This window comes from Clostridia bacterium, assembly GCA_017620395.1.
In the GTDB taxonomy this organism is placed as follows: Bacteria; Bacillota; Clostridia; order Oscillospirales; family RGIG8002; genus RGIG8002.
In genome coordinates this window covers 146,404-173,322 of record JAFZQJ010000022.1, presented here as the reverse complement: position 1 = coordinate 173,322, position 26,919 = coordinate 146,404, and the positions used below count along the sequence as shown (strand labels likewise).

The window sequence follows — 26,919 nt, the reverse complement described above, 5'->3', positions numbered from 1 at the left end:
GGGAGTATGCCTGATAAAGACAAGCGGGAAGAGGAGCGCGGCGCCGCTCCCGACGCGCCGAAAACGAAGCGGCGCTTGACTCTTGCGGAGATCATGGCTTTCGCGCTTGCCGCGGTGTTCATCGCCGCCGCGGTCTTTCTCGCCGTGCGCAGGTTTTCAAGCGGCGACCTTGTATTCAAGCCGACGTCGTCAACCGCCAAAACCGTCGAAACCGAGTGGGTTGTCAACATCAACACCGCCTCCGCCGAGGAGCTTATGATGCTCGACGGGATAGGCGAGGCGCTCGCCGAGCGGATAATAGACTACCGCGACGAGCACGGCGGCTTCGAGTCGGTATGGGACGTCGTGAACGTCAGCGGCATCTCCCGCAATATGTTCAACAAGATTTACGAGCACATCACAGTGTGAGCAGCAAACGGCGAAAAGCAGTCCTGAGGCCGCAGACGCGTTCTGCGGCCTTGAATTATATCCGCCGGATTTTTATAATATTTCACAAAAATAACTATTTACAAAGCGCCGCGCGGGGTGTAAAATACATCATATATATTCTTCATCAGGGAAGAAGGAATGACGATGAAAAAAATCATGATCGGCAACGAAGCTGTTGCCAGAGGCCTCTACGAGGCCGGAGTAAAACTCGTATCCAGCTATCCGGGCACGCCGTCGACGGAGATAACCGAATTCGCGGCGAAGTTCCCGGAGGTTTACGCGGAGTGGGCGCCGAACGAAAAGGTCGCGCTCGAAACCGCCATAGGCGCCTGCATCGGCGGCGCGAGAGCGTTCACCGGCATGAAGCACGTCGGCCTGAACGTCGCTGCCGACCCGCTTTTCACGGCGTCGTACACCGGCGTCAACGCCGGACTCGTCATCGGCGTCGCTGACGACCCGGGTATGCACTCTTCGCAGAACGAGCAGGATTCCCGCAACTACGCCATCGCCGCGAAGGTGCCGATGCTTGAGCCGTCAGACTCCGGCGAATGCCTCGCCTTCGTCAAGGAGGCGTACGCGCTCTCCGAGAAGTACGACACGCCCGTGATACTGCGCCTTTGCACCCGCGTCGCGCATTCGCAGAGCGCGGTGGAGCTTTCCGACCGCGCCGAGCTGCCGCTTAAAGAGTATGAGAAGAACGCCGCGAAGTTCGTCATGGTGCCCGCTAACGCGAAGGGAAGACACCCCTTCGTCGAGGAGCGCATGGCGAAGCTCGCGGAAGAGGCGAACTCCGCGTGGTTCAACCGCGCCGAATACCACGATACGAAACTCGGCGTCATCACCGCCGGCGACTGCTACCAGTACGCGCGCGAAGCGCTCGGCGACAACGCCTCCTACCTGAAGCTCGGCATGGTCAACCCGCTGCCGGAGAAGCTGATACGCGACTTCGCCGCAAAGGTCGACCGCCTCGTCGTGATCGAGGAGCTCGACCCCGTAATCGAGCGCTTCGTCAGAACGCTCGGCATCGAAGTAGAGGGCAAGAACCTCTTCCCGGTCTGCGGCGAGTTCTCACAGGTAACGGTCAGAAACGCGCTCGGCGTCGCCTCCGAAAAGGGCTGCGAATGCGCCGAAAAAGCGCCCGTGCGTCCTCCGGTAATGTGCCCCGGCTGCCCGCACAGAGGCCTTTTCTACGTGCTGAAAAAGCTCGGCGTCTACGTCAGCGGCGACATCGGCTGCTACACGCTCGGCGCGGGCGCGCCGCTCAACGCCATTGACACGACCGTCTGCATGGGCGCGAGCGTCTCGGCGCTGCACGGCTACAACAAGGCGAGGGGAGCGGAGAGCGCGAAGAAGAGCGTCGCGGTCATCGGCGACAGCACGTTTATGCACTCCGGCATCACCGGCCTCGTGAATATCGCCTACAACATGGGCAATTCCAACGTGATACTGCTCGATAACTCCATCACCGGCATGACCGGCCACCAGCAGAACCCGACCACCGGGCAGACGCTGAAGGGCGACATCGTCGCCGCCGTGGACGTTCCCGCGCTCGTGAAGGCGATCGGCATCAAGCGCGTCGTAACCGTCGACCCCTACGACGTGGACGAAACGGAGCGCGTCATCCGCGAGGAGCTCGCGGCGGACGAGCCCAGCTTCATCATCAGCAAGCGCCCCTGCGCGCTGCTCAAATACGTCAAGTTCCCGAACATCTGCTCCGTAGACCGCGAGAAGTGCAAAAACTGCAAGGCGTGCATGCGCATCGGCTGTCCGGCGATCAGCATTATCGACGGCAAGGCGCAGATCGACCGCGAGCTCTGCGTCGGATGCGGCGTCTGCGAAAAGCTCTGCAAGTTCGGAGCCATATCGACTTCTGCGAGGGAGGGCTGAAAATGACTGAAAACATACTTATCGTCGGCGTCGGCGGGCAGGGAACGCTGCTCGCGAGCCGCGTGCTCGGCGCGCTCTATACCGCGATGGGCGAAAACGTCAAAATATCAGAGGTACACGGAATGAGCCAGCGCGGCGGCTCCGTCGTCACCTACGTTCGCCACGGCGACGAGGTCGCCTCCCCGATAATCTGCGAGGGAGAAGCGGACGTCGTGCTCGCCTTCGAGCAGCTCGAAGCCCTGCGCTTCGTCACGAGCTTGAAAAAGGGCGGCAGGATAATCGTCAACACGCAGAAGATAATGCCCATGCCGGTCGTCACCGGCGCGGCGGAGTACCCCGCGGACGTTATCGAAAAGCTGAACGCGACCGGCGCGCAGGTCACCGCCGTCGACGCGCTCGCGATCGCGGAAAAGGCCGGCTCCGCGAAGGCGGTCAACATCGCGCTGCTCGGCGTTATGGCTAAGATCACCGGCGCGGATAAGGCGCTCTTCGAGCGTACGATCGAAGCCACCGTCCCGCCGAAGTTCCTCGACCTCAACAAACGCGCCTTCGACCTCGGCTATGAGTTTGAGTAACCGCCAAAAAAATCTCAAAATCGCAAAAATAATTCTTTACAAAATCGATTTCTTGTGGTATCATATACAAAGTTGCGGTTGCTTCGTTAGGGGACAAAGCCGGTAAACCGGCGTTCACCGACCCCTTACGCAGCTTCACGCGGACAAAATATTACGGAGGTGAACCAAATGCTGCTGAAGGAAGAAAAGATGGCGATCATAGAGAAGTACCGCCTGAGCGAGACCGATACCGGTTCTCCCGAGGTGCAGATAGCGCTTCTCACCACTCGCATCAACCAGCTTACCGAGCACCTTAAGGTGCACAAGCACGATAAGCATTCGCTTCGCGGACTTCAGAAGATGGTCGGTCAGAGAAGAAACATGCTCGGCTACCTGAAGGATAAAGACATCAACCGCTATCGCGAAATCATCGAAAAGCTTTCCATCAGAAAGTAAAAGTCACGGGGCAGTCGGAACTCAGCGTTCCGGCTGCCCGGTTGTCGTTAATTACCGGTATTGCGGTGTTTTAGCGGTAAAGCGGGCGCCCGTTAAACGGACTTCGGCTTTATTGCTAAACGCTGTACATACCGGAGAAAATAAACGGAGGTATGTAAAAGAATGTTTGAAAAAATGAGAGTGTTCGAGACCGAGATCGCCGGCCGCAAGCTCAAGGTCGAAACCGGCAGACTCGCGCAGCTCGCCAACGCGTCCGCGCTGGTGACTTACGGCGACACCGTCGTCCTTTCCACCGCGACCGCGTCAAAGACGCCCCGCGAAGGCATCGATTATTTCCCGCTTTCCGTCGACTACGAAGAGAAGCTTTACTCCGTGGGCAAGATCCCCGGCAGCTTCCTGCGCAGAGAGGGAAGACCCAGCGAGAAGGCGATCCTCGCCTCCCGCGTCATCGACCGCCCCGTCCGTCCGCTGTTCCCGAAGGATATGCGCAACGACGTCAGCGTGGTCAACACCGTTATGTGCGTCGACCCCGACTGCCAGCCCGAGCAGGTAGCCATGGTCGGTTCGTCCATCGCCATCACCATCTCCGATATTCCGTGGAACGGACCTATCGGAGCCGTTATCGTCGGCTATATTGACGGCGAATACGTCATCAACCCCACCGCCGAACAGCGCAAGGTCAGCCAGATGGCCGTTACCGTCGCCGCCACCGACAAGAAGGTCGTTATGATCGAAGCCGGCGCGAAGATGGTTCCGGACGAGGTCATGATCGAGGGCATCAACCGCGGATTTGAGGAATGCAGAAAGATCGTCGCCTTCATCAACGAGATCAAGGCCGCGGTCGGCAAAGAGAAGTTCGCGTTCGAGAGCAAGGAAGTCGACCCCGAGATGTTCGAGGCGGTCAAGGCGTTCGCCATCGACAGCGTCCGTTCCGCGATGGACACCGACGACAAGAACGTCCGCGACGCGAATCTCCAGATCGTTTACGACGCCGTCTACGCCGAGTTCGAGGAGAAGTACCCCGACTCCAAGGCGCAGCTCGACGAGTGCATGTATAAGCTTCAGAAGTACGTCGTCCGCCGCTGGCTGCTTGACGACGGCAAGCGCGTCGACGGCAGAGGCATCGATCAGATGCGTCCGCTGAACGCGCAGGTCGGCATCCTGCCGAGAACCCACGGCTCCGGACTCTTCACCAGAGGCCAGACCCAGGTCCTCACCGTCTGCACCCTCGGCACTGTCAGCGACGCTCAGCTGCTCGACGGCATCGACGATGAGACCGAGCGCAGATATATGCATCACTACAACTTCCCGTCCTATTCGGTAGGCGAGACGAAGCCCTCCAGAGGCCCCGGACGCCGCGAGATCGGCCACGGCGCGCTCGCGCAGAGAGCTCTCGAGCCCGTTATTCCGAGCGAGGAAGAGTTCCCCTATACGATCCGCCTCGTTTCCGAGGTGCTTTCCTCCAACGGTTCCACCTCGCAGGCCTCCATCTGCGGCTCCACTCTGGCGCTGATGGACGCGGGCGTTCCGATCAAGGAGCCCGTCGCCGGCATTTCCTGCGGTCTTATCACCGAGGGCGACCGCTGGATGACGATGGTCGATATCCAGGGCGTTGAGGACTTCTTCGGCGATATGGACTTCAAAGTCGCCGGCACTCACGACGGTATCACCGCGATCCAGATGGACCTCAAGATCGACGGCCTTACTCCCGAGATCATCCGTTCCGCCATCGAGAAGACCCACAAGGCGAGAAACTACATCCTTGACGAAATCATGCTGCCGGTCATCCCCGCGCCGCGCGCCGAGCTTTCGAAGTACGCGCCCAAGATGATTACCATGCAGATAGACGTCGACAAGATCCGCGAAGTCATCGGCTCCGGCGGCAAGGTCATCCAGAAGATCGTCGCCGACACCGGCGCCAAGATCGACATAGAGGACGACGGCCGCATCTTCATCACCGCCGTCGACTCCATGGCCGCCGAGGCCGCCAAGGGCATCATCGAGGGCATCGTAAACGATCCCGAGATCGGCGGACTTTACAGCGGCAAGGTCACGCGCCTTATGGACTTCGGCGCCTTCGTCGAGATCGCTCCCGGCAAGGAGGGCATGGTCCACATTTCGCAGTATGACCGCGACCGCGTCGAGAAGATGGAAGACGTTGCCACCGTCGGCGACGAGATCATGGTCAAGGTCGTCGAGATCGACAGCCAGGGCCGCATAAACCTCTCCCGCAAGGCCGTGCTTGACGAGATGGACGGCATCGAGAAGCCCATCGAAGCTTACGTCAGCAGACCGAAGACCTCCGGCGGAGACCGCGGACACGGCGACCGCGACCGCAGAGGCGGACGCGACCGCGGCGGAGACCGCAACAGAAGAAGATAAGCTTCTTAAATAGTTGAAACGCACGCTAATAATCAAAACGCACGCTCAAAGAGCGTGCGTTTTTGTATGCGCGTTATCAGTTCAGCACGGCGACGCCTACGTTCAGATACGCCGCAAAGACGAGCCACGCGATATACGGGACTATCAGCCAAAACGCCGCTTTGCTTACGCGCCTGAAGAATACCGCCGTCGCTGTGACGGCCGCGAGCAGCGCAATCAGCCACGCGAACGCGAACCAGTATTCCTTCGCGCTGAAGAACACGAGCGGCCAGAAGAAGTTCAGCACGAGCTGCAGACCGTAGTATATCAGTCCGTTCTGCCGGTCGTCGTCGCGGAAGCCCTTCCATACCAGCGCAGAGGCGATCCCCATCATAACGTAGAGTATCGACCACGCGATGGGGAAGACTATCGCGGGCGGCGAAAGCGGCGGCTTCGCGATATCTGCGTAAGCCTTCATATCGTTCATCGTCAGCAGGGCGGACAGCCCGCCGAGCGCAAGCGGTATCGCGATACAGATTATGAACGGCAGCGCCTTTTTGAATTTAGACATTAAAAATCACTCCCCGTATAGTCTATACGGGGAGCGGCTTTTATATTCCTGTTATTGACTTGCCGTCAGAGGATTACGCCTCGAGGGAGGACTGGTCGGCAAGCTTCGCGGCAACGCGGAGAATCTTCAGCGCGTCGTTGACGGTGATATCGCCGTCGCCGTCGACGTCGCCGATCTGCATATCTTCTTCGGAGGCAACAGCCAGTTTCGCGGCGATACGCAGCGCCTTCAGCGCGTCGTTGACGGAGATTTCGCCGTCCTTGTCCATGTCGCCCTTCATTACCGGAGGAACGGCGGCATTGACGGTGATCGGCAGGGTAGCGGAAATCTCGCCGTTGGTAATCGTGATGTTCGCGGTGCCTTCTCTGATAGCGGTTATCTTACCGTTCTCATCGACGGAAGCGACCTCGTCGTTGTCGGAGGTCCAGACGGGAGCGAACTCGTCGGTGTAGCCGTCGGGATTGACGGTGTATTCGGGGGTGTACTCTTCGCCGATCTCGAGCTCTTTGGATTCGTCGGTAAACTCGATGGATTCGATGTGGACGACGTTGATGGTCACGCCGCCGTTCGTAACTTCGCTCTCGAGGGCTTCGTCGAGCTCGGTGCGGAGTCTGTCAACGGTGATGTTGACCGGAACGTGGGCGGTCTCGTCGACTTCGGCGGCCTTGAAGGTGATGTCGAGAGGAGCGACGGTAAAGACGGCGCCTTCGGTAATGGCGCAGCCGATTATGATGGAACCGTTGTCGGCGTTGTTGTCGTTGACGAGGTAAACGGCGCCGCCGTCGTTTGCGATGCCGGCAAGCTCTTCGGAAGCTTCGCACTTAACGAACTGGAGCTTGGAAGCGTCAAAGCTGACGGTCAGCTGGAACGCGCCGATCTTGGCGCCGTCGATACTGATGTGAACAACGGCTTCTCCGCCGGGAGCGGTCTCGGCGCCGCCGCCCATAACCTGAACGGCGCCTTCGGCAAACGCGGCGAACGGAACTGCGACAGCCATAAGCATAACGCAGGCGATGACAGCGGAAAGGATTCTCTTAACAGATTTCATAGTATTGTTATCTCCTTTGCTTATATTACTAATGTTATTCTATCAAATAATAACGACGTTGTCAAGAAGAATTGAATATTATTTTGCGCTTTTTTCAGATGTGCTCAAAAAAGGAAAAAGCCGCCTCCGCAGAGACGGCTTGAATGGTATTTTTTTCAGGTCAGAAGGGTGCTGTTTCGCTCGTTAAACCGTTCCGGTGACGGTAAGAACTGCGGAACCGGGAGTAACGCTCCACGCTCCGGTGGCTGCCGTCTGCGCGTAGGTCGCGGCTGGAACGGTTATGACGCCGGGAGTCGTTCTGAACGTACCGCCGGAATAGGAATAGTCAGCGCCTGCCGTGAGGGGCGTTCCGTCGAGCGACGCCGTGACGGCGGAAAGCTCCGGATCGAACAGGTCGGTCACGGTAACGTTATCCGTTGCGTCGGCGGCGGTGTTGCCGACGTTGGTTATAGTGAAGGTATAGGTCAGCGTTCCGGCGGCGGTGACGACCGCCGGGTCGACGGCTTTGGCGATCGCGAGCAGCGGTTCGGTTTCGGCGGTTATCGTTTCGCTCGCGGTCGCGGGAGCGGCGAGCCCGCTGCCGGTGACGGTGACCGTGTTCGTTATCGAGGCGCCGGCGGCGAGAGGCGCGTACTCGTTTACCGTCGCCTTATATATGATGGAAGAGTCTCCGCCCGCCGGAACGCCTATTCCGTTAAATACGAGGGGAGGCCCCGCCGTGACGGCGGGCTCCGTCTGCGGAACGCCGCCGACGAAGTATTGCGCCGAGTCTTCAACGTAGGTCAGCGGCGTCACGGTTCCGGTCTCGAAGGTGTACGCGCCGAGGTCGTCGGTTACGGTGAGGCCGGTAAGAGGAGTCGTTCCGCTGTTGACGAGGCTGATAACGAAAGTTTTTTCCGACCCCGCGGCGTAGCCCTCCGTCAGCGCCGTCTTCATGACCGTGAGGTTGTCTGCGATCTCGCCGGTAACGGTGTTAGAGGTCGTCGTAATGCCGTTGTAGGACAAGGTCGCGGTATTATAAAAGGTGGTTGCCATTTGTCATCCTCCCGATGGTTTCTGAAAGGATATACTCCTTTCACGGTATTATATGCCGCAGGGCCGCGGACGGCTACCGATGGGGGAACAAAAATGGTCCGCGCTATTGACTTTTTGATTAAAAAGTGATATACTGCACAAGTTAATGTGATATATATCACAAGTAAGATATAATACGCGGATTGCGTGCGGGAGCGGATATGCGTTCCGCGGATGCGTCCTGCGTTTCCGTATCACTATCGGCGCCGTTACGCCGAAAAGGAAGGTAATCTCAATGAACACCGTATGTATGACCGGTCAGCTTTTTGCCGAAATGGTCAAAAGCGGGGCCGCGAATCTGTACGCCAACAGAACGATTGTAAACGATCTTAACGTTTTCCCGATCCCCGACGGGGATACCGGGGATAATATGTATATGACTGTGGACTCCGGAGCCTCCGCCGTCGGCGAAGGCAGGCTCTGCGACGTTGCTTCGCAGGCGGCACGCGGTATGCTTATGGGCGCGCGCGGCAATTCGGGAGTCATTCTTTCGCGCATATTTGCCGGTCTGGCGAAGGGCTTCGACGGCAAGGACGAAGCCGACGTCGCCGGCGTCAGCGAAGCGTTCCTGGCAGCCGTAAAGGAGGCCTACGGCGCGGTCGCCGTGCCGGTCGAAGGCACGATCCTCACCGTGATAAAGGACGCCGCAAACTACGCCGGCGGACGCGTTTCCGCCGATAACTCGCTTGAAGACTACTTTGACGATTTCACCGGAGAGCTGCGCCGGTCGCTCGACAGAACGCCTGACCTGCTCGACGTTCTGAAGGAAGCGGGCGTCGTCGACAGCGGCGGAGCCGGCCTCGTATACATAGTCGAAGGCATGCGCGACGCGCTCTTCGGAGAAGGCGGCGTTTCGGCCGCGCCTTCCGCTCCTGCGGCGTCGGCAGCGAAGAAGATAGACGTAGACACGTTCACGAGCGATATGCAGCTCGAGTTCGGCTACTGCACGGAGTTCCTGCTCCGCCTGCAGAAGTCCAAGTGCGACGTCGACGCCTTTGACGTCGAAGCCTTCACCGCGAAGCTCAATGAGCTCGGCAATTCCGTCGTCTGCTTCCGCGACGGCACGATCGTGAAGGTACACGTACACACCATGACCCCGGGCGAGATACTCGATTTCGGGCAGAAATACGGCGAATTCCTGACGCTTAAAATCGAGAATATGATGCTCCAGCACCACGAGGCGACGATACAGAACCGCTTCACCGTTTCCGCGCCGAAGCCGAAGAAGGCATACGGCATCGTGGCCGTAGCTTCCGGCGACGGAATAAAGCAGGTGTTCACCTCGCTCGGCACCGACGTCGTCGTCGACGGCGGACAGAGCATGAACCCGTCGGCGAAGGACTTCATCGAAGCCTTCGAGGAGATCAACGCGTCCACGATCCTCGTGTATCCGAATAACGGCAACGTGATTCTGACCGCGCGCCAGGCGGCGGAGCTTTACAAGGACGCAGACGTCCGCGTCATTCCGAGCCGCACGATAGGCGAGGGCTACGCCTCGCTTTCGATGCTCGACACCACCTCGGGCGACACCGACAGCATACTCGAAAACGTTGAGAGCATAATCGACAGCGTCGTTACCGGAATGGTCTCCCGCGCGAGCCGCGACGCCGAAATGGACGGCGTGACCGTCCGCAAGGACGACTACATCGGCTTCGCCGACGATAAGATCTACGTCGACAGTCCCGACAAGTGCGAGGCACTCCTCGGGCTCGCCGAAAAGCTCGACAGCGCGAGCCGCGACGTTATGCTCCTCATATGCGGCCGCGACACGAGCGAAGAAGATGCGCAGAGCGTCTACGCGGCGCTTACCGCGCGATACAAGCGCACGGAAGTCATCATGATAGACGGCGGCCAGCCGATACACGACTTCGTGCTTATCCTTGAGTAAAAAGAAAAGGGAAGGTTGCGAAAATGCTCAGACTGTTTGTTGATACCGACTGCGACGTCGATCTCAAGACCGCGAGGAAATACGGCCTTGAGCTTATCAGTATGCCTTACACCGTCGACGGCAAGCTGATCTGCCCTTATGAGGATTACGAAGAATTCGATTCGAAAGAGTTTTACGATATGCTGCGTCAGCGCGCCGTACAGGGCGGGGAGCTCCCGACCACGAGTTCGGTGAACGCCGAACGCTACAAGCAGTATTTCGAGCCATTCTTCGCGCAGGGCGACGAGATACTCTACGTTCACTTTTCCGAGTCGATGAGCCAGACGTTCGCGAATATGCGCACCGCCGTCGCGGAGCTGAAGGAGAAGTATCCCGACGCAGTTTTCCGCGAATACGACACGAAGGCCATCACGGCGCTGGGCTACACGCTCGCTGTCGAAGCGGCCGAGCTTTACAAGGCCGGCAAGAGCGCGGACGAGATAATCGCGCACCTCGATAAAGAGAGAGATCACTTCACAATATACTTTTTCGCCGATAATCTAAAGTTCTTCAAGCGCAGCGGCAGAGTCGGAGGACTCGCCGCCACCATGGGAACGCTGCTCGGAGTACGCCCGCTTATACACATCAACGAGGAAGGGCAGATGCTCAGCATCGGCAAGGAGCGCGGCAGAGCGAACGCCATTGACGCGCTGCTCAGATACGCCGACGAGCTCGGCGACGACGTCGCCGGTCACCGCATCATCATCGCTCACACCGATGCGCCCGAGATCGTCGAGCAGGTCGAGGAGATGGTCCGCGAGAAGTACGGGTCCGACCTCGAAATAATCAAGTTCCCGGTCAATCCGACCGCGGGCGCACACTGCGGCCCCGACTCCGTCGGGCTCTGCTTCCACTCGAAGCGCCGCTGAGCCGCGTTTTCACCTCGAAGGAGGGTTTTTATGATAAGAATAATCGTTGACTGCTTCGGCGGAGACAAGGGCGTTTCCGCGACCGTCGGCGGCGCCAAAATGGCGATCGAAAGCTTTGACGACCTCGAGGTCGTCCTCACCGGGGACGAGGCGATAATCAGAGACGAAATGAAGCGCATCGGCCTTTCCGAGCGCTGCTCCGTCGTCCACGCGCCCGACGTTATCGACTGCAACGACAAGCCGACGGACGTCGTCCGCCACAGGCCCGACAGTTCGATGATGAAGGCGATAGAGATGCTCCGCGCCGGCGAAGCGGACGGTATGGTCAGCACAGGCTCCACCGGAGCGCTCGTAGCCGCCGCGACCATGCGCGTCGGACGTCTCAAGGGCGTCAGCCGCCCGACCTTCTGCCCGATAATGCCCACCATGAACGGCAGGATAGTCGGCGTCTGCGACAGCGGAGCGAACGTCGAATGCACCGCGCCGCGCCTCTGTCAGTTCGCCGTTATGGGAAGCATCTACATGAAGAGCGTCTTCGGCGTCAAGAATCCGCGCGTCGCGCTGCTCAACGTCGGCGTTGAGGAGGAGAAGGGCGACCTGCTGCGCAGGACGACCTACCAGATGCTGAAATCCGCCGAAGGGCTGAACTTCGTCGGCAATATGGAGAGCCGCGACCTTATGTCCGGCAACTACGATCTCGTCGTCTGCGACGGCTTCTCCGGCAACGTGCTCGTCAAGAGCGCCGAAGGCACCGCGCTGCTGATGCTCAAAAAGATCAAGAAGGACATCTCCTCCCGTATGCGCAACAAGGTCGGCGCGCTGTTTATGAAGAAGATGTTCAAGGAACAGAAAGAGTTCATGGACTACCGTAACTACGGCGGAAGCGTCATCCTCGGCACGAAAAAGGTCATCATCAAGGGGCACGGCAGCAGCAACGCCGTCTCCGTCGCCAAGTGTATCGAGCAGGCCTACCGTATGGAAGCGAACGACATCAACTCGCAGATAGAAGCCGCCGTCGCCGCATTCGCGGAAGAGAAGGAGCGCGCCGCGGAATAACCGCGAAAAAAGCGTAATAAAACAGACCGCAGTCAGACGACCGCGGTCTGTTTTTACGCGTGAGGTCTTTTTTACGCGTTTATTCAGATTATTATCCCGCCGCCCACGACGTCGTCGCCGTCGTAAAAGACTGCGGACTGTCCGGGCGCGGGAGCGCGCACCGGCGAGTCGAAAACCAGCGCCGCGCCGTCTCCGTCAGGGGAGAGGAGCGCGGGGGTTTCGCGCTGACCGTACCGCGTTTTCGCGGTCACGCGGACGGGGGAGTCGAGCGCGGCGAGCTTCTGCAGTTTCAGCTCACGAACGCGGACGGCGTTGACGAACAAGTCTTCGTCTTTGCCGAGCGTAACGGTATTGTCAACCGCGTTCTTTGCGATGACGTAACGGGGTTCGCCGAAGGTCACTCCGAGCCCCTTGCGCTGTCCGACGGTGTAATATATCACTCCCTCATGCCTTCCGAGGGGGTTTCCGTCCTTGTCGACGAAGTCGCCGGGTGCGGGTACGACGCCCTGCTTTTCGCGCAGGTAACCGGCGTAGTCGCCGTCCTTGATGAAGCATATATCCTGACTGTCGCGGCGCGTGGCGGCGTTCAGCCCCGCCTCGGCGGCGAGCGCGCGGATCTCCTCCTTCGTCATGTCGGCGAGCGGGAAGACGACATGCGCGAGCTGCTCCTGCGTGAGCCCGTAGAGCACGTAACTCTGATCCTTCTTCGTGTCGGAGGCGCGCCTGATGAAATACCTGCCGTTTTCGCGGCAGACGCGCGCGTAATGGCCGGTCGCGAGCGTGCCGTAACCAAGCTCCGCCGCCATCCGCGCCATCGCGCCGAACTTGACGAACATATTGCACTGCACGCAGGGGTTGGGCGTCCTGCCGCGGACGTATTCGGCGCAGAAGTTCCCTATGACCTTCTCCGCGAAGACGTCCTTCAGGTCGAAGACGTAATGCGGTATGCCGATGGCGGCCGCCGCGGCGGCGGCGTCCTCGATATCGCGCTTATTTCCGTTTTCGGGGAGCAGGTCGAGCGTGGCTCCTGCGACGTCGTGCCCCTGCCGTTTCAGCAGGAGCGCGGCCGCGGTGCTGTCAACGCCGCCGCTCATGGCGACAAGTATCTTCATACCGCTATTGTAGCAAACTGCGGCGCGTATGTCAAACAATAATTCATAAAACCCCGTTTTCGCGGCAAAATACAGAAAAAGCGAAAAGGGATGATTCTATGAATAAGATGAAGCGCCGGACGCTCGTCCGCATTATCAGCTACGCTTCCGCGGCGCTGCTGGTCGCGGTCGGATTCGCGGTCTCCGGCTACTCGCTGGCGTGCGACTACCGCGAACAGCTCGAGAACGGCTACCGCCGCGCGCTGACAGACCTTTCCTCCAGCGTCAGCAGTATGGATACGCTGCTGCAGAAGAGCAAATACGCCTCCACGCCGGCGATGCTCGGCACGATCGCCTCCGGCATATGGCGCGACGCGGGTGCGGCGAAGGCGAACCTCGGTATGCTTCCGGTCACGGAGGCCTCGCTCGACAACGTAAATAAGTTTCTGTCGCAGGCGGGGGAATACGCGCTTTACGTTTCCGAACGCGTCGCCGCGGGCGAAAGGATGACCGCCGAGGAAACGACGGCGCTTGCGCGGCTTTCCGAGCTCGCGTCGAAGGTCAACGCCGGACTTAACGAGCTCGTCGCCTCCGTCTCGGACAAGACTGTGATGCTGACCGAGGTGAGTAAAAAGGCCAACGGCTTCCTCGCCGGCATAAACAACGACGGGATCGCGATCTCCGGCGGCTTCGCGGACGTCGAGAACGGCTTCGAGAACTATCCGACGCTGATCTACGACGGCCCTTACTCCGACTTCGCGCTTAACAAGGAGAGCGCGATGCTGAAGCGCGAGACCGAGGTAACGCCCGAGCGCGCGAAAAAGCTCGCCGCCTCCGCGATGGGAGCCGACGTTTCCGCCGTGACCTCCGGCGGCGAGAATACCGGCAGACTGCCGGCGTACTATTTCTACTGCGGCGAAAAATCCGCGGAGATCACGAAGGCTGGCGGACACCTGCTGACGATGACGGACGGCGCGGAGCCGGGGGAGGAGCGCCTTACCGTAGAAGCGGCGACCGTCGCGGCGTCCGCGTTCCTCGATAAGTTTGGATATAAGGATATGACGAGCACCTACTACGTCGTCGAATACGGCGTCTGCACGATAAACTTCGCCTACGAAAGCGGAGGCGTGATCTGCTATCCGGACCTGATAAAAGTCGGCGTCTCCATGGCGGACGGGAGCGTCGTGACCTTCGACGCGCGCGCCTATATCACGAACCACGTCGCCCGCGACCTGCCGGAGCCGAAGACGACCGCCGCGGAGGCGAGGGCGAAGCTGCGCGAGGGCCTGTCCGCGCTGAAGGAACGCCTCGCGGTGATCCCCACCGACGGCGGCGGTGAAAAATACTGCCGCGAAATACTCTGCAAAGCCGCGGACGGCACGGAGGTCCTCGAATACTTCAACGCCGACAGTCTCCTGGAGGAGGACGTTTTGATACTTCTTCACGAGGATAACGGCGTGCTGACGGTATAGGGCCGAGGGGAGCGCCGCCTTCGTCCGCGAAGAGCAGGTAGCCGAGCGCGAAGACCGTGCCGCTTTCGTCGCCCGAGCGCAGCAGTATGAAAATGAGTATCAGCAGCAGGTATGTGTCGAGGTTGTCTGCGCCGCCGAGCAGCGCGGAAAGACCGTTCAAAGCAGTCCCTCCTTTTTGATGTAAGGGATGAGCCGCGCCATACGCATGACGGATAGCGCGTCGTTGAACTTCGCCTGCCGCCGCGGATTGAGATACGGCTTTATAGCATATAGCAGGGAAGAGCCGCCTCCGTCGCCGCCGAGCTGCCCGGCGATACGCATAATGCGGGAGAGCTTATCCGGATCTATTCCGGGCTCTCCCGTTTCGCTTTCGGGCGGGGCGGAGCCGCCGCTGCCGCCGGAGCGGAACGCGGCCGCCATTTCCGTTATCTCGCGCATCGCCTGCGGATCGTTCAGTATGCGGGCGAGCTTGTCGTCGAATTCGCTCATTCGCCGTCGCCGCCTCTGCGCCCGATTATCCTGCGGAACTCCGGATCGGAGAATAACTCATTGACGCTTCCGGCCTTCGCGGCGCATTTCTTTATCGCCTCGATTTCAGCTTCGGAGAGGGAAGAGGCGAGCGCCTTCGCCTTCTCTGCGGCCGCCGCTTTGTCGCTGTCGCCGATCGAATCGGCATAGTCTTTTATGTCCATAATCGCACCTCCAAAAGCATTTTATGCGGGGGCGCAAAAAAAATTGCGATTTTCTGAAATTTGTTCTTGACATCGGGGGAGTGTTGTAATATAATAGTCAAGCGGCACGAAAAAAAGGCGGTTTCCGCCTGTGCGATCGCGGGAGCATAGCTCAGCTGGGAGAGCACTTGCCTTACAAGCAAGGGGTCACAGGTTCGAGCCCTGTTGTTCCCACCAGAAATTATGTTGTTGAACCGTTCCGCGATCGGCGTGATCGTAGCCGTTGACAACAGGTAATACGGCGCTGTAGTTCAGCTGGTTAGAACGCTAGCCTGTCACGCTAGAGGTCACGGGTTCGAGTCCCGTCAGCGTCGCCACATTTGCCTCTGTAGCTCAGGTGGTAGAGCAACGGACTGAAAATCCGTGTGTCGTTGGTTCGACTCCAACCGGAGGCACCACCTATACCGATTCATTTCGTGGACATATTCATATCTGCGGATTTAGCTCATCCGGTAGAGCGCCACCTTGCCAAGGTGGAGGTAGCGAGTTCGAGTCTCGTAATCCGCTCCAAGGACGCTTAAATATTTCGGTATTTAAGCGTTTTGTTTCGGGAGGTTCCCGAGACACGGCACCATAGCCAAGTGGTAAGGCAGAGGCCTGCAAAGCCTTTACCCCCAGTTCGAGTCTGGGTGGTGCCTCCATGCAAAAGAGCGATGCGATAGCATCGCTCTTTTGCAATGATATCCGTTCCTTGCGGAATGGATGATATATGCTCCGCATATGATATCCGCTCGCGCGGATGATATACGCCTGCGGCGTATTAAGGAACGGATATTATATCATGTTTGCGCCGGCGCAAACATATCATACGGCGAAGCCGTATATCGTATCGCCGTGAGGCGATATATCATTTATTCGCTACTATTGCTTTACTATCGTTAGTATTTCTTGACAAAACCCCGATATATCTGCTATAATTATAACAAGAGGCGGACGTGCTATAATACAAACAGCGAGGTGGTAACTATGAAGCGGACATACGTATCCGGCAACAAGTTTTTGCTGTGGATAGGACTGATTCTCCATCTGGTTTATTATGCGCTCACCGTAACGGCTTTGTTGACTTACGGCGATCATTCGGACTACGGTCTCGGAACGTCCGGCGGACTGTGGATATACGCGATTATAGTTGCTATACCCGTGATATTGAACTATCTCACAGAGGGAGTTCTGGCGGTCATACGGCGCAGAAGCGCGTTTAATGTGATCAAACTCATCCTCGTCGCCGCATTGGTCCCGCTTTTCATTTTCTGCGGTACGGTGTCGGGCGTCGTTCGGTTCGTGATTTGGAACGCCGTTTTCCTCGCGGCGTTCGTTATCGAGATAATTTCTCTTTTCAAAACCACCGCGCCCGTAAGCGGCGACGCGGTCGCGCGGGAAGCTTCGCAAAGCTTTATGTCGGATTATCTGGCGGAGAAAAGGGAAGCGTGAGCCTCGGGCTGCTTGAAAAATTGCACTCAGAAATCATTACAGACAGGGGCGAAGCATACTTCGCCCCTTTTCAATGCGTCGTTTTGCGATATTCATTTGTTGTAGTAAATTATCCTTGACACATATCTGCAAAAAGCATATAATTCACATATTAGATACCAAAGAGATTAAACGTATCGGAGGGTGTTGCGATGAAGCTGTCGGCGTCTGTATTTGCCCGTACAGCCGTAAGGACAGTGGCGCTTATAGTCGCTGCGGTCCTGTTCGCGCTGCCTGCGCGGATGCACGCTTCCGCGGTCGCGGCCGAAAGCGGCGTCTGCGGCGAGCGCCTTACCTGGACGCTGAAAGACGGCACGCTTACGATAAGCGGCGAGGGCGAAATGTACGACTACGGAGCGCAGAAGGATACCGCGCCGTGGGCGAAGCTCGAAGTCGAACGCGCCGTCATATCCGACGGCGTTGCGAGCGTGGGGGAGTACGCTTTCTATGACTGCGACGGCCTTCGGAACGTCCTCATATCCGGCAGCGTCGCGGTGATAAAGTCAAACGCCTTCAGAAACTGCTCCGGACTTGAGAGCGTCGTCATCCGCGGCGGCGCGGTAACGGTATCGTCCTTCGCGTTCGGCTACTGCACCGGACTAAGAAGCGTGTTCATCCCGGCGAGCGTGACCGATATAAGCGCAAACGCGTTCAGAAACGACAGCTTCTTTGCGGTCTATACGAGAGCGGGCGCTTACGCCGCCGGATACGCCGCGGAAAACGGCTTGCCCTGCGTCGTTATCGACAAAGCGAACGGCGATCCCGACGCGGACGGCGAAACGACCGTCTCGGACGCGCTCATAGCTCTCCGCGCCGCGGCGAAGCTGACGTTTGAAACGCCCGAGTTACTTGCCTGCTGCGACACGGACGGCGACGGTAAAATAACCGTCTACGACGCGCTTGCGATCCTCCGCTGCTCCGCCGGTCTCGCGGACGGACTTTGAACCTTCGCCGCACGTACGTAATTGTTCATCGCATACGCCTGAAAAGCCGTCAAACTCTTGCAAAACGCGCGCGGGAGGCGTATAATACGGTTGTCCCGCCGGAAACCGGCAAATCACAGATCGAACGAGGTGTTCCGCATGCTCCGCATACTCATCTATAACGAATTCCTGCACGAGAAGGATCCCGCGTGCCGCGCGCACGATATCTACCCGAACGGCATCCACGCCGAGCTGGCGGCGCTGTTCAACGCGCAGCCCGATCTGACCGCCGATACCGTAACGCTTGAAACCGTAAACGAGATCACCCGCGAACGCCTGCGCAATACCGACGTGCTCGTGTGGTGGGGACACGTGGCGCACGGCGACGTGCCGGAGGAGATCGCCGCGCTGGTACAGGAAGAAGTGCTGAGCGGCATGGGAGCGGTGTTCCTTCACTCCGCGCACAAAGCCAAGCCCTTCATGCGGCTTATGGGCACTTCTTGCTCGCTCATCTGGCGCGAGAGCGACGACCTGGAGCGCGTCTGGGTCTCCGCGCCGGGCCATCCGATCGCGCAGGGGCTGGGCGCGTATTTCGAGCTGCCGGCGGAGGAGACCTACGGCGAGCCGTTCGGTATCCCCGCGCCGGATGAAACGGTTTTCGTCGGCTGGTTCACCGGCGGCGAGGCGTTCCGTTCCGGCTGCACGTGGCAGCGCGGCAACGGCAAGGTGTTCTACTTCCAGCCGGGGCACGAAACCTACCCGACCTATAAAAACGCGGACGTCCGGAAGGTGCTGCTGAACGCGGTCCGCTGGGCGGCTCCGGTATACCGCTGCGAGAACTGCATGGATTGTCCCAATCCGCCGAAGGCGCATAAAACGGGCTTCGGCGAGTGACGCTTTTCCGCGGTCTGATTCTTCACGTTGAATAAATATGAAAAAACGAACAGCGCGGCAGGTGTCTGCCGCGCTGTTCGTTTATTATGAGCGGTTTACGCTTCCTGTTCCTTATCGTACCCCGTCAGGTGCAGGGCGCGGGAGGTGACTGCGGCGGTGGCGAGGCCGGTCACGGTTCCGGCGAGGGCGAGCAGCGGCAGGTACGAAAACACCGCCGCCGAGCTCATGAAGACCGACGCCGCGGCGAGCTGCCCGACGTTGTGCATAACCGCGCCGGCGACGCTGACTCCGAAGACGGAGAGCTTCTCCTTGAACGCCGCCGTCAGCAGCCACATTGCCGTCATAGCGAGCAGTCCGCCCGTCAGCGAAAACGCGAGCGATGTGACCGAACCGAAAAGCAGTGCCGAGAGCGTGCATTTCAGCGCCGTAACGCCGTAGGCGTAAGCCGGCCCGTACTTCAGCAGCAGCACCAGCAGCGCGATATTAGAGAGCCCGAGCTTGATCCCCGGCAGCGGTATCAGCAGCGAGAGGGGAAGCAGGTGCTCGATATATCCCAGTATCAGACAGAGCGCGGTCATCAGTCCGCAGACCGTCAGTTTCTTAACGCCGTTCTTCATGCCGTCACCCCGCTATCGCGTCGACGTCGGCTTCGGCGCCGACGATGCGGAGCGTAACTCCGTTCGGCAGGCAGACGGCGAGCTGTCCCGCCTTCGTCAGCCGTCCGGCGTGTACGCAGTCTTCATTGGGGCAGTTTGACGAGCTGAAAAACGCGCTTCCGTCCGCGATCGTAACCACGTTTTCATAGTCGCCGTTGACGATATATTCCGCGTCCGTGTCGAGCGGAAGCGTTGCGAGAACTTCGCCCCCGCGGCTGATCTCAGCGTAAAGCCGGTCTCCGCCCGCCTTCGGGAGCGTGAGCAGGAACACCGCCGCCGCGAGAAGCAGCGCCGCGGCGATGACGATCGCGTCGCGCAGTTTGAATTTCAAGCTCAGCTTACTTTTCATGAGTGTAATCTCCGCTCGTCAGCGTGAAACCGTCGAAGTCCGCTCCGACTGTGTAAATGCGCCTGTCCTTCGTGATGAAGAGCGCGGATACGCCTTCTTTTTCACACCTGCGCATCGCGTTCTCGAGCCCCAGGCAGAAGAGCGTCGTGGAGAGGTAGTCGCCGCGCGTTCCGCTGTCGGTGACGACGGTCACGCTGCGCAGGTCGTTGTCTATCGGGTATCCGAGCGCGGTGTCGAAGATGTGGCAGTAGCGCTTTCCGTCAAGCTCGAAATAGCGCTCGTAGTCGCCGGAGGAGGTTACGTACTTATCCTTCAGCGCGAGAGTGCCGACGTAGTCGTTCGCGCCCCCCTCGGGATCGCGCACGCCGACCGTGTAGGCGCTGCCGTCGGGCTTTTCGCCCATGACGTAGACGCTGCTGCCGACCTGTATCAGCGCGGATGAAACGCCGTCGGCGCGGAGCAGCTCGACCGCCTTGTCCGCGGCGTAGCCCTTTGCGATGCCGCCGAGGTCGCAGCTCATGCCTTCATAGGCGAATTTCGCCGTAGTGCCGTCGACCGTCAGATACTTGTATCCGACGCAGAGCATCGCGTCCGCGATCTGAGCGGGAGAGGGGAGAGTCGGGCGGCTGCCGCTCACGGCTTTGCCGTTGACGTCCCAGAGGTCCGTTATGGGCGCTATCGTTATATCGAATACGCCGTCGGACTCAGCGCAGCAGGCGAGCGCCTCCTTTAGCAGTTCCGCGGTCTCAGTGCTCACCTCGGCGCCCGCCGCGCCGGAGGCGTTTAGCTTTCCGATATCGCTGTCCGCTTTCGTGCGCGAAAGCTTCGCGTCGAGCTCCGTCACGAGCCGCCCGGCCTTTTCGAGCGTTTCGTCGCCGCAGTAGGCGGTGAAGGTGACGAAGGTGTCCATCGCGAAGACTGTTGCGGTGCGGGCTTCGGCTGCGCCGGAGGAGCCGCCTTTTCCGCAGGCGGCGAGGGTGAATATGAGAGTCAGCGCAGAAAGCGCCGCGATTATCCTTTTCATCGGGAATCCTCCGTGAGAGTTTATACTTATATAATAGCACGGTTTGCGATTTTTTCAAGTAAAACGCGCTCGAAATCTTGACATATCCGCTTGTTTGTGAGATAATCTCAAACAGAGAAATGCGAAGACGCGTCAGCGCGTCCGTTTCATACGAAAGGTACGGGAAAGCAAATGAGAAAAGAGCTCGAAAAAACCTACGACCCCGGCAAAGTGGAAGACAGTATATACGACTTCTGGCTTAAGGGCAACTACTTCTCCGCGAAGGTCGACCCCGCGAAGAAGCCCTACACCATCGTCATTCCGCCGCCGAACGTGACCGGTCAGCTCCATATGGGACACGCCCTCGACGAAACGATGCAGGATATCCTTATCCGCACCCGCCGTATGCAGGGTTATTCCGCGCTGTGGATCCCCGGCACCGACCACGCCGGCATCGCCACGCAGATCGTCGTTGAAGCGGACCTCCGCAACAACGAGGGAAAAACGCGCTACGACCTCGGCAGAGAACGTTTCGTCCGCCGCGTCTGGGACTGGAAGGAGCTTTACGGCAGCCGCATCCTCAAGCAGCTGCGCAAGCTCGGCTCATCCTGCGACTGGAGCAGGGAACGCTTCACGATGGACGAGGGATGTTCCGAGGCGGTCAAGGAGGTCTTCATCAACCTCTACAACAAGGGGCTCATCTACCGCGGGAACCGCATAATCAACTGGTGCCCGCGCTGCACGACCGCGCTTTCCGACGCGGAGGTCGAGTATAAGGAACAGCCCGGCCACTTCTGGCACATCAGATATCCCATCAAGGGCACGTCGAAGTCACTCGTCGTCGCCACCACGCGTCCCGAAACGATGCTCGGCGACACCGCGATCGCCGTCAACCCGAACGACGAACGCTACAAGTCCATCGTCGGCAAGACCGCGATCCTGCCCCTCGTCGGCAGGGAAATACCCATCATCGCGGACGAATACGTCGATATGGAGTTCGGCACCGGCTGCGTGAAGATCACGCCCTGCCATGACCCCAACGACTTCGAGGTCGGCAAGCGCCACGGCCTTGAGGAAATACTCATCATGGACGAGAACGCCTGCATCAACGAGAACGGCGGCCGCTACTTCGGGCTCGACAGATACGCCGCCCGCAAGCAGATCGTCGCGGACCTCGAGAAGGAGGGCTACCTCGTCAAGATCGAGGATCACGTTCACAACGTCGGCGAATGCTACCGCTGCAAGACGACGGTCGAGCCGATCGCGTCGCGCCAGTGGTTCGTTAAGATGGCTCCGCTCGCAAAGCCCGCCATCGAAGCGGTCGAGAGCGGCGAGATCAAGTTCGTACCCGAGCGCTTCTCGAAGATATACATCAACTGGATGAACAACATCCACGACTGGTGCATCTCCCGCCAGCTCTGGTGGGGACACCGCATACCCGCGTATTACTGCGACGACTGCGGCGAGATGGTCGTTTCGAAAGAGAACGTCGCCGTCTGCCCGAAGTGCGGCTCGAAGCATATGCGTCAGGACGAGGACGTCCTCGACACCTGGTTCTCCTCCGCGCTCTGGCCGTTCTCGACGCTCGGCTGGCCGAAGCAGACCGCCGACCTCGACTATTTCTACCCGACGACGACGCTCGTGACGGCTTACGACATCATCTTCTTCTGGGTAGCGAGAATGATATTCTCCGGCCTCGAGCACACCGGCAAGCCGCCGTTCAAGACCGTATTCATCCACGGCCTCGTGCGCGACTCGCAGGGCAGGAAGATGTCGAAATCCCTCGGCAACGGCATCGATCCGCTGAAGGTCATCGAGCAGTACGGCGCGGACGCGCTCCGCTTCGCGCTTGCGACGAACAACTCGCCCGGCAACGATATGCGCTTCTCGGACGAGAAGGTCGAGGCGAGCCGCAACTTTGCCAACAAGCTCTGGAACGCCGCGCGCTTCGTTCTGATGAACCTGCACAGCGACGAAACCGCGCTTCCCGCAACGCTGACGCTTGACGACAAGTGGATTCTCTCGAAGCTAAACAACGTCGTCGCCGACGTGACAGCGAACATCGACAAGTTCGAGCTCGGCATCGCGCTCGACAAGGTATACAGCTTCATCTGGGACGACTTCTGCGACTGGTACATCGAGCTTGCGAAGATACGCCTATTCGCGGGCGGTGAGCAGGCCGCCGGAGCCGAGCGCGTGCTCGTCTACGTGCTCGACAAGATCCTGAAGCTGCTGCATCCCTTTATGCCGTTCATCACCGAGGAGATCTGGCAGAGCATCCCGCACGAGGGCAAGGCGCTCGTCGTCGCGCCCTGGCCGGAATACTCCGAAGCGCTCAACTTCGCCTCCGACGAGGAGAGCATGAATCTCATAATGGCGGCGATAAAGGAAATCCGCGCCAAGCGTGCCGCGATGAACATCCCGCTTTCGAAGAAAGCGGCGCTCTTCATCGAGACCGACAAGCCGGAGACATTCGCCAAGGGCGCGGAGTTCTTCAAGCGCCTCGCCGGAGTCAGCGAGATCGAGATAGAGCGCGAGCTTTCCGTCGCCAACGCGCTGACGATGGTCGTCCCCTCCGCGAAGCTGATGATCCCGATGAACGAACTGGTCGATCCCGAGAAGGAGCGCGCCAGACTCAACAAGGAGAAGGCCGCGACTGAGAATGAAATCACGCGCTGCGAGAGCCGCCTGAACAACGAGGGCTTCATCTCAAAGGCGCCCGCGAAGCTCGTAGATGAGGAGCGCAAAAAGCTCGCCTCCCTCAAGGAGATGCTCGCGAAGATCGAGGATTCGCTCGCGAAACTGGGAGAGATCAAGTGACTTATTCCGAAGCATTGGAATATCTGCATTCCTACGGTCGGTTATCGCCGACCGTAGATTTGCATAGGATAAAAACCCTGCTTGAAGGCCTTGGGAACCCGCAGAATCACCTCAAGTTTCTGCATATCGCGGGCACGAACGGCAAGGGTTCGACCGCCGCGTTCTGCGCCTCCGCGCTGCAGGAGGCGGGCTACAAGACGGGGCTTTTCATCTCGCCGTACGTCGTGCGCTTTACTGAGCGCATACAGATAAACGGGAAGTATATCCCCGAGGAGCTCTTCGCCGCCGTGATGGAGAAGGTGAAGGAGGTTGCGGAGGCGTATCCGGATAACTACGTCGAGTTCGAGCTGCTGACCGCCGCGGCGATGGAATGGTTCTTCCGCAACGGGTGCGATATAGTCGTGCTCGAGGCGGGGATAGGCGGTCGCCTCGACGCCACAAACGCCGTTATGACGACGGTCGTTTCGGTAATAACCTCCGTTTCATTCGATCACACCGAGCTGCTCGGCGACACGCTTGAAAAAATCGCGCTCGAGAAGGCGCAGATAATCAAGTCCGGCGGCTCCGTCGTCGTCTATCCGGAGCAGGCGGATGAGGTCTTCGCGGCGATACGCGAAACGGCGGAGAAGAAACGCGCCGAGGTCATAATCCCAGACCTGATGCGCCTGCGCCGCAGGGAGCATTTCTTCACCTATAAAAACAACGACTACGTGATCACGCTGCGCGGTGCGCATCAGACGCTCAACGCCGTGACTGCGATAGAAGCGCTCGACGAGCTGGCGTGCAGCGGCTTCTATAAGCTGACGCGCGAGAAGATCGCGCTCGGGCTGATGAAGGCGACGATGCCGGCGCGGTTCGAGACTGTCAGCGTCAAGCCGCCCGTCGTGCTTGACGGCGCACACAACCCCTCCGGCATGGAGTCCCTCGCCGCGCTGCTGAAAAGCGAGTTCGGGGGCGTGCGCGTGACCGCCGTCGTCGCGATGATGAAGGACAAAAACGCCGCCGAATCGCTGAAACACCTCGCCGGCGTCGTAAACAAAGCGATCGCCGTAAAGGTTGACAATCCTCGCTGTATGGAAGCGGAAGACCTGCGCGAACTACTCGTCGGACTTGGCGTTAAGGCGTCCGCCGCGCCTTCGGTCGCGGAGGCGGTCGAAGCCGCCCGCGGCGATCCCGAAACCGACGCGGTGATAGTCTGCGGCTCGCTGTATCTGGTTTCGGAGGCGAGAAAAATCTTCAAAGCCGACAAATAGCGGCAAAAAATTCATACAGGACGGGCTATACTCGTGTATAGCCCGTTTTTGTTATGCGCAAAATACGAGGGAACGGGAATGAGAGGTGAAAACAATGGAGTTGAAATACGAGCAGCGCGCCAACACGCTGACGCTTTCGCTGCCCGCGGAGATCGACCACCACTCCGCGAAGCCGGTGCGCGAGGAGGCGGACAGGTGGATAGCGAAGCTGCGTCCGGAGTCGGTGGTCATCGATTTTTCCGGCGTGAAGTTCATGGACAGCTCCGGCATCGGACTGATACTCGGCCGCTACAACAAGGTCGCGCCATACGGCGGCAGGGTGATAGTCGAGTGCGCGGACAGGCGCACGCTTCAGCTACTGCGCCTCGCGGGCGTGCAGAAGCTGGTGGAAATCAAATCCGCGGCCACTTGAGCCGCGGGGAAAGGAAAACGTATGAAATACCTCAATTCGTTCAAGCTGCAGTTCGTCAGCCGTTCGTCGAACGAGGCATTCTCGCGCAGCGCGGTGGCGGCGTTTCTCGCGCAGCTCGACCCGACGGTCGAGGAGCTTTCGGATATAAAGACCGCCGTTTCGGAAGCGGTGACGAACGCCATAGTTCACGGCTACGGCAATAAGCTCGGCGTCGTTTATATCAACGCCTACATACTCAAGGATCGCAAGATCGTCATCGACGTCAAGGACAAGGGCAAGGGCATCGACGACGTGCAGCGCGCGATGACGCCGCTTTTCACGACCTCTCCGGAGAGCGAACGCTCGGGGCTCGGCTTTACCGTTATGGAGGCGTTTATGGACAAGCTCCGCGTGCGTTCGAAGCCGGACAAGGGCACCGCGGTACACATGGTCAAAACGCTGAAGGCGAAAGAATGACCGGCCGCGATTACGACCGCGCGGTGCGCGAGAATACGCCGCTCGTCCACGCCGTTGCGGCGCGGTTCAGGGGCAGGGGCGCGGAGTACGACGATATTTTTCAGGCGGGCTGCGTCGGGCTTTTCAAAGCGGCGACGCGCTACGACGAAACGCTCGGCACGGCCTTCTCCACCTACGCCGTGCCGGTGATAGCGGGGGAGATACGCATGCTCCTTCGCGCCGGCGGAGCAGTGAAGGTCGGCCGCGCCGCAAGGGCGCTCGGCGCCGCCGCGCTCGCGGAAAAGGAGCGCGTCGAGAAGGAGACCGGCAGGGAAGCCCGCATAGGCGAGATCGCCGCTGCGCTCGGCGAAACTCCCGAACGCGTCGCCTTCGCGCTGAACGCGTGCGCTCCCGTCGCCTCCATCGACGCAGACGAAAGCGCGTCCTGCGCCGCGCCGGACGAAACGGAAGCCGCGCTGCTCCGCGCCGACCTCGGCCGCGCTTTATCGATGCTCGAGCCGCTTGAACGGCGGCTGATCCTGCTGCGCTACCGCCACGGGCTTTCGCAGGCGGGAGTCGGGCGCGTCATGTCAATGACGCAGGTGCAGGTCTCCCGCCGCGAAAAGAAGGCGCTGGAAAAACTTCGCGCCATTCTCGCTTGACTGCCGCGCCGCTTTCGTGTTATAATATACGCGTAACGTCGCGAAGCGCGGAGGTGAGCGTATGAACGAAGCCGAAAAGGAAGGTCTGACTCCGGAGGAGATCGAACGCCTGGAGCGCGAGGAGCGCCGCCGCAACGTCGAGGCGCAGCTCGAGGACTTCAGGGCGGAGGTCAAAGCCGACGACGAAAAACGCGAAAAGCGGCGTGAGGAACGCCGCCGTTTCCGCGCGCGGCTTTATTATATCCTGCTCGCTCTGCTTATAATCGGAATCGTCGCGTTCCTCGTGATCAAGCGCGACCTGATTTGGAACTGACGCCGCGTCGTCATCTGTCATCCTGAGCCCGAAGGGCGAAGGATCCCCCGTCTTTCGCGGCGCGTCCGCATATGGAACGGGATTCCCCGTCGACCGCGATTTCTCGGAACGACAACCCAACACAACAGCAATAAAAAAACCGGAGCGGGCGTTCGGCGCGGCGTGATAAGGAAGTATTTTGTATAAACTTTGCCGCGCCGAAA

The 26,919-nt window shown here is 59.4% G+C and carries 28 protein-coding genes and 5 tRNA genes; 23 read left to right on the top strand and 10 right to left on the bottom strand.

Annotated features, from left to right (window positions below):
* Window positions 1–6 precede the first annotated feature (6 nt).
* From J5441_04900 to J5441_04880, 5 genes are all read left to right on the top strand, one after another.
* Window positions 7–408, top strand: coding sequence for a helix-hairpin-helix domain-containing protein (locus J5441_04900; GenBank protein MBO4934489.1), 402 nt, complete (start codon window positions 7–9; stop codon window positions 406–408).
* 165 nt (window positions 409–573) lie between these two features.
* The gene (gene iorA / locus J5441_04895) at window positions 574–2,316 is read left to right on the top strand and encodes an indolepyruvate ferredoxin oxidoreductase subunit alpha (protein MBO4934488.1); all 1,743 of its coding nucleotides are present in this window, start codon (window positions 574–576) and stop codon (window positions 2,314–2,316) included.
* Window positions 2,317–2,318: 2 nt separating this feature from the next.
* On the top strand, window positions 2,319–2,891 hold the full coding sequence (locus tag J5441_04890; GenBank protein MBO4934487.1) for an indolepyruvate oxidoreductase subunit beta: 573 nt from the start codon (window positions 2,319–2,321) through the stop codon (window positions 2,889–2,891).
* A 168-nt stretch (window positions 2,892–3,059) separates the two neighbouring features.
* Complete coding sequence (rpsO, locus tag J5441_04885; protein MBO4934486.1) at window positions 3,060–3,326, top strand: 30S ribosomal protein S15; 267 nt, start codon at window positions 3,060–3,062, stop codon at window positions 3,324–3,326.
* A gap of 162 nt (window positions 3,327–3,488) precedes the next feature.
* Window positions 3,489–5,708 (top strand): polyribonucleotide nucleotidyltransferase, encoded by a 2,220-nt coding sequence (locus J5441_04880; GenBank protein MBO4934485.1) that lies wholly within the window; start codon window positions 3,489–3,491, stop codon window positions 5,706–5,708.
* Between the two features lie 76 nt (window positions 5,709–5,784).
* Here the strand turns inward: J5441_04880 and J5441_04875 are convergent, their stop codons facing one another.
* The 3 genes from J5441_04875 to J5441_04865 all read right to left on the bottom strand — a co-directional run bounded on the left by J5441_04875 (window position 5,785) and on the right by J5441_04865 (window position 8,341).
* The gene (locus J5441_04875) at window positions 5,785–6,258 is read right to left on the bottom strand and encodes a tryptophan-rich sensory protein (GenBank protein ID MBO4934484.1); all 474 of its coding nucleotides are present in this window, start codon (window positions 6,256–6,258) and stop codon (window positions 5,785–5,787) included.
* Between the two features lie 73 nt (window positions 6,259–6,331).
* Window positions 6,332–7,306 (bottom strand): Ig-like domain-containing protein, encoded by a 975-nt coding sequence (locus tag J5441_04870; GenBank protein MBO4934483.1) that lies wholly within the window; start codon window positions 7,304–7,306, stop codon window positions 6,332–6,334.
* Window positions 7,307–7,489: 183 nt separating this feature from the next.
* Entirely contained in the window at window positions 7,490–8,341 is an 852-nt protein-coding gene (locus J5441_04865; GenBank protein MBO4934482.1) for a DUF11 domain-containing protein, read from the bottom strand.
* A gap of 274 nt (window positions 8,342–8,615) precedes the next feature.
* Here J5441_04865 and J5441_04860 point away from each other — a divergent pair, with 274 nt between their 5' ends.
* The 3 genes from J5441_04860 to plsX are packed head-to-tail and all read left to right on the top strand — an operon-like array spanning window position 8,616 to window position 12,232.
* On the top strand, window positions 8,616–10,268 hold the full coding sequence (locus J5441_04860) for a DAK2 domain-containing protein (protein MBO4934481.1): 1,653 nt from the start codon (window positions 8,616–8,618) through the stop codon (window positions 10,266–10,268).
* Between the two features lie 23 nt (window positions 10,269–10,291).
* On the top strand, window positions 10,292–11,176 hold the full coding sequence (locus J5441_04855) for a DegV family protein (protein MBO4934480.1): 885 nt from the start codon (window positions 10,292–10,294) through the stop codon (window positions 11,174–11,176).
* Between the two features lie 30 nt (window positions 11,177–11,206).
* Window positions 11,207–12,232, top strand: a complete 1,026-nt coding sequence (gene plsX / locus J5441_04850) for a phosphate acyltransferase PlsX (GenBank protein MBO4934479.1) — start codon at window positions 11,207–11,209, stop codon at window positions 12,230–12,232.
* Between the two features lie 83 nt (window positions 12,233–12,315).
* Here plsX and mnmA read toward each other — a convergent pair whose 3' ends face one another.
* A complete protein-coding gene (gene mnmA / locus J5441_04845) occupies window positions 12,316–13,344 on the bottom strand; it encodes a tRNA 2-thiouridine(34) synthase MnmA (GenBank protein ID MBO4934478.1) in 1,029 nt (342 codons plus the stop codon).
* Window positions 13,345–13,442: 98 nt separating this feature from the next.
* Here mnmA and J5441_04840 point away from each other — a divergent pair, with 98 nt between their 5' ends.
* Window positions 13,443–14,795, top strand: coding sequence for a germination protein YpeB (locus J5441_04840; GenBank protein MBO4934477.1), 1,353 nt, complete (start codon window positions 13,443–13,445; stop codon window positions 14,793–14,795).
* Here the strand turns inward: J5441_04840 and J5441_04835 are convergent.
* From J5441_04835 to J5441_04825, 3 genes are read right to left on the bottom strand one after another with little or no spacing between them, the layout of a single operon-like run.
* On the bottom strand, window positions 14,722–14,955 hold the full coding sequence (locus tag J5441_04835; protein ID MBO4934476.1) for a hypothetical protein: 234 nt from the start codon (window positions 14,953–14,955) through the stop codon (window positions 14,722–14,724). The two genes, J5441_04840 and J5441_04835, sit on opposite strands and share 74 nt — an antisense overlap.
* Window positions 14,952–15,284 (bottom strand): hypothetical protein, encoded by a 333-nt coding sequence (locus J5441_04830; protein MBO4934475.1) that lies wholly within the window; start codon window positions 15,282–15,284, stop codon window positions 14,952–14,954. The genes J5441_04835 and J5441_04830 overlap by 4 nt, the downstream gene beginning before the upstream one ends.
* Window positions 15,281–15,487 carry a hypothetical protein gene (locus J5441_04825; GenBank protein ID MBO4934474.1) on the bottom strand — a complete coding sequence of 69 codons (207 nt, stop codon included), beginning with the start codon at window positions 15,485–15,487 and terminating at the stop codon, window positions 15,281–15,283. The genes J5441_04830 and J5441_04825 overlap by 4 nt, the downstream gene beginning before the upstream one ends.
* Before the next feature lie 140 nt (window positions 15,488–15,627).
* Here J5441_04825 and J5441_04820 point away from each other — a divergent pair.
* The 8 genes from J5441_04820 to J5441_04785 all read left to right on the top strand — a co-directional run bounded on the left by J5441_04820 (window position 15,628) and on the right by J5441_04785 (window position 18,813).
* A tRNA-Val gene (locus J5441_04820) sits at window positions 15,628–15,703 on the top strand.
* Window positions 15,704–15,766: 63 nt separating this feature from the next.
* Window positions 15,767–15,843 (top strand) — tRNA-Asp (locus tag J5441_04815).
* Window positions 15,844–15,848: 5 nt separating this feature from the next.
* Window positions 15,849–15,924 (top strand) — tRNA-Phe (locus J5441_04810).
* Window positions 15,925–15,960: 36 nt separating this feature from the next.
* A tRNA-Gly gene (locus J5441_04805) sits at window positions 15,961–16,036 on the top strand.
* Window positions 16,037–16,093: 57 nt separating this feature from the next.
* Window positions 16,094–16,167: transfer RNA gene (locus J5441_04800), tRNA-Cys, on the top strand.
* A gap of 325 nt (window positions 16,168–16,492) precedes the next feature.
* Complete coding sequence (locus J5441_04795) at window positions 16,493–16,957, top strand: hypothetical protein (GenBank protein ID MBO4934473.1); 465 nt, start codon at window positions 16,493–16,495, stop codon at window positions 16,955–16,957.
* A gap of 236 nt (window positions 16,958–17,193) precedes the next feature.
* Window positions 17,194–17,940 (top strand): leucine-rich repeat protein, encoded by a 747-nt coding sequence (locus J5441_04790; GenBank protein MBO4934472.1) that lies wholly within the window; start codon window positions 17,194–17,196, stop codon window positions 17,938–17,940.
* A gap of 138 nt (window positions 17,941–18,078) precedes the next feature.
* Entirely contained in the window at window positions 18,079–18,813 is a 735-nt protein-coding gene (locus tag J5441_04785) for a ThuA domain-containing protein (protein ID MBO4934471.1), read from the top strand.
* Between the two features lie 95 nt (window positions 18,814–18,908).
* On the opposite strand, the gene J5441_04780 is transcribed toward J5441_04785, so the two are convergent.
* From J5441_04780 to J5441_04770, 3 genes are read right to left on the bottom strand one after another with little or no spacing between them, the layout of a single operon-like run.
* Window positions 18,909–19,430 carry a Gx transporter family protein gene (locus tag J5441_04780; protein MBO4934470.1) on the bottom strand — a complete coding sequence of 174 codons (522 nt, stop codon included), beginning with the start codon at window positions 19,428–19,430 and terminating at the stop codon, window positions 18,909–18,911.
* Between the two features lie 4 nt (window positions 19,431–19,434).
* A complete protein-coding gene (locus J5441_04775) occupies window positions 19,435–19,818 on the bottom strand; it encodes a NusG domain II-containing protein (GenBank protein MBO4934469.1) in 384 nt (127 codons plus the stop codon).
* On the bottom strand, window positions 19,808–20,842 hold the full coding sequence (locus J5441_04770; GenBank protein ID MBO4934468.1) for an FAD:protein FMN transferase: 1,035 nt from the start codon (window positions 20,840–20,842) through the stop codon (window positions 19,808–19,810). Before J5441_04770 ends, J5441_04775 begins: the two co-directional genes overlap by 11 nt.
* A gap of 171 nt (window positions 20,843–21,013) precedes the next feature.
* Here J5441_04770 and J5441_04765 point away from each other — a divergent pair, with 171 nt between their 5' ends.
* The 6 genes from J5441_04765 (at window position 21,014) to J5441_04740 (ending at window position 26,716) form a co-directional block, all read left to right on the top strand.
* Window positions 21,014–23,641: a valine--tRNA ligase gene (locus J5441_04765; protein ID MBO4934467.1), complete on the top strand. Its 2,628-nt coding sequence runs from the start codon at window positions 21,014–21,016 to the stop codon at window positions 23,639–23,641.
* A 59-nt stretch (window positions 23,642–23,700) separates the two neighbouring features.
* The gene (locus J5441_04760) at window positions 23,701–24,894 is read left to right on the top strand and encodes a bifunctional folylpolyglutamate synthase/dihydrofolate synthase (GenBank protein MBO4934466.1); all 1,194 of its coding nucleotides are present in this window, start codon (window positions 23,701–23,703) and stop codon (window positions 24,892–24,894) included.
* 94 nt (window positions 24,895–24,988) lie between these two features.
* On the top strand, window positions 24,989–25,306 hold the full coding sequence (locus J5441_04755; GenBank protein ID MBO4934465.1) for an STAS domain-containing protein: 318 nt from the start codon (window positions 24,989–24,991) through the stop codon (window positions 25,304–25,306).
* A 21-nt stretch (window positions 25,307–25,327) separates the two neighbouring features.
* On the top strand, window positions 25,328–25,762 hold the full coding sequence (locus J5441_04750; protein MBO4934464.1) for an anti-sigma F factor: 435 nt from the start codon (window positions 25,328–25,330) through the stop codon (window positions 25,760–25,762).
* A complete protein-coding gene (locus J5441_04745) occupies window positions 25,759–26,403 on the top strand; it encodes a sigma-70 family RNA polymerase sigma factor (GenBank protein ID MBO4934463.1) in 645 nt (214 codons plus the stop codon). The genes J5441_04750 and J5441_04745 overlap by 4 nt, the downstream gene beginning before the upstream one ends.
* A 61-nt stretch (window positions 26,404–26,464) precedes the next feature.
* Window positions 26,465–26,716, top strand: a complete 252-nt coding sequence (locus J5441_04740) for a hypothetical protein (protein ID MBO4934462.1) — start codon at window positions 26,465–26,467, stop codon at window positions 26,714–26,716.
* The last annotated feature ends 203 nt before the right edge of the window (window positions 26,717–26,919 follow it).

What these genes read in the sequence shown, in the direction of transcription:
- J5441_04900 (MBO4934489.1), top strand. Translation starts at nt 7, where the DNA reads ATGCCTGATAAAGACAAGCGGGAAGAGGAGCGCGGCGCCGCTCCCGAC.
- iorA (MBO4934488.1), top strand. Translation starts at nt 574, where the DNA reads ATGAAAAAAATCATGATCGGCAACGAAGCTGTTGCCAGAGGCCTCTAC.
- J5441_04890 (MBO4934487.1), top strand. Translation starts at nt 2,319, where the DNA reads ATGACTGAAAACATACTTATCGTCGGCGTCGGCGGGCAGGGAACGCTG.
- rpsO (MBO4934486.1), top strand. Translation starts at nt 3,060, where the DNA reads ATGCTGCTGAAGGAAGAAAAGATGGCGATCATAGAGAAGTACCGCCTG.
- J5441_04880 (MBO4934485.1), top strand. Translation starts at nt 3,489, where the DNA reads ATGTTTGAAAAAATGAGAGTGTTCGAGACCGAGATCGCCGGCCGCAAG.
- J5441_04875 (MBO4934484.1), bottom strand. Translation starts at nt 6,258, where the DNA reads ATGTCTAAATTCAAAAAGGCGCTGCCGTTCATAATCTGTATCGCGATA.
- J5441_04870 (MBO4934483.1), bottom strand. Translation starts at nt 7,306, where the DNA reads ATGAAATCTGTTAAGAGAATCCTTTCCGCTGTCATCGCCTGCGTTATG.
- J5441_04865 (MBO4934482.1), bottom strand. Translation starts at nt 8,341, where the DNA reads ATGGCAACCACCTTTTATAATACCGCGACCTTGTCCTACAACGGCATT.
- J5441_04860 (MBO4934481.1), top strand. Translation starts at nt 8,616, where the DNA reads ATGAACACCGTATGTATGACCGGTCAGCTTTTTGCCGAAATGGTCAAA.
- J5441_04855 (MBO4934480.1), top strand. Translation starts at nt 10,292, where the DNA reads ATGCTCAGACTGTTTGTTGATACCGACTGCGACGTCGATCTCAAGACC.
- plsX (MBO4934479.1), top strand. Translation starts at nt 11,207, where the DNA reads ATGATAAGAATAATCGTTGACTGCTTCGGCGGAGACAAGGGCGTTTCC.
- mnmA (MBO4934478.1), bottom strand. Translation starts at nt 13,344, where the DNA reads ATGAAGATACTTGTCGCCATGAGCGGCGGCGTTGACAGCACCGCGGCC.
- J5441_04840 (MBO4934477.1), top strand. Translation starts at nt 13,443, where the DNA reads ATGAATAAGATGAAGCGCCGGACGCTCGTCCGCATTATCAGCTACGCT.
- J5441_04830 (MBO4934475.1), bottom strand. Translation starts at nt 15,284, where the DNA reads ATGAGCGAATTCGACGACAAGCTCGCCCGCATACTGAACGATCCGCAG.
- J5441_04825 (MBO4934474.1), bottom strand. Translation starts at nt 15,487, where the DNA reads ATGGACATAAAAGACTATGCCGATTCGATCGGCGACAGCGACAAAGCG.
- J5441_04795 (MBO4934473.1), top strand. Translation starts at nt 16,493, where the DNA reads ATGAAGCGGACATACGTATCCGGCAACAAGTTTTTGCTGTGGATAGGA.
- J5441_04785 (MBO4934471.1), top strand. Translation starts at nt 18,079, where the DNA reads ATGCTCCGCATACTCATCTATAACGAATTCCTGCACGAGAAGGATCCC.
- J5441_04780 (MBO4934470.1), bottom strand. Translation starts at nt 19,430, where the DNA reads ATGAAGAACGGCGTTAAGAAACTGACGGTCTGCGGACTGATGACCGCG.
- J5441_04775 (MBO4934469.1), bottom strand. Translation starts at nt 19,818, where the DNA reads ATGAAAAGTAAGCTGAGCTTGAAATTCAAACTGCGCGACGCGATCGTC.
- J5441_04770 (MBO4934468.1), bottom strand. Translation starts at nt 20,842, where the DNA reads ATGAAAAGGATAATCGCGGCGCTTTCTGCGCTGACTCTCATATTCACC.
- J5441_04765 (MBO4934467.1), top strand. Translation starts at nt 21,014, where the DNA reads ATGAGAAAAGAGCTCGAAAAAACCTACGACCCCGGCAAAGTGGAAGAC.
- J5441_04755 (MBO4934465.1), top strand. Translation starts at nt 24,989, where the DNA reads ATGGAGTTGAAATACGAGCAGCGCGCCAACACGCTGACGCTTTCGCTG.
- J5441_04750 (MBO4934464.1), top strand. Translation starts at nt 25,328, where the DNA reads ATGAAATACCTCAATTCGTTCAAGCTGCAGTTCGTCAGCCGTTCGTCG.
- J5441_04745 (MBO4934463.1), top strand. Translation starts at nt 25,759, where the DNA reads ATGACCGGCCGCGATTACGACCGCGCGGTGCGCGAGAATACGCCGCTC.
- J5441_04740 (MBO4934462.1), top strand. Translation starts at nt 26,465, where the DNA reads ATGAACGAAGCCGAAAAGGAAGGTCTGACTCCGGAGGAGATCGAACGC.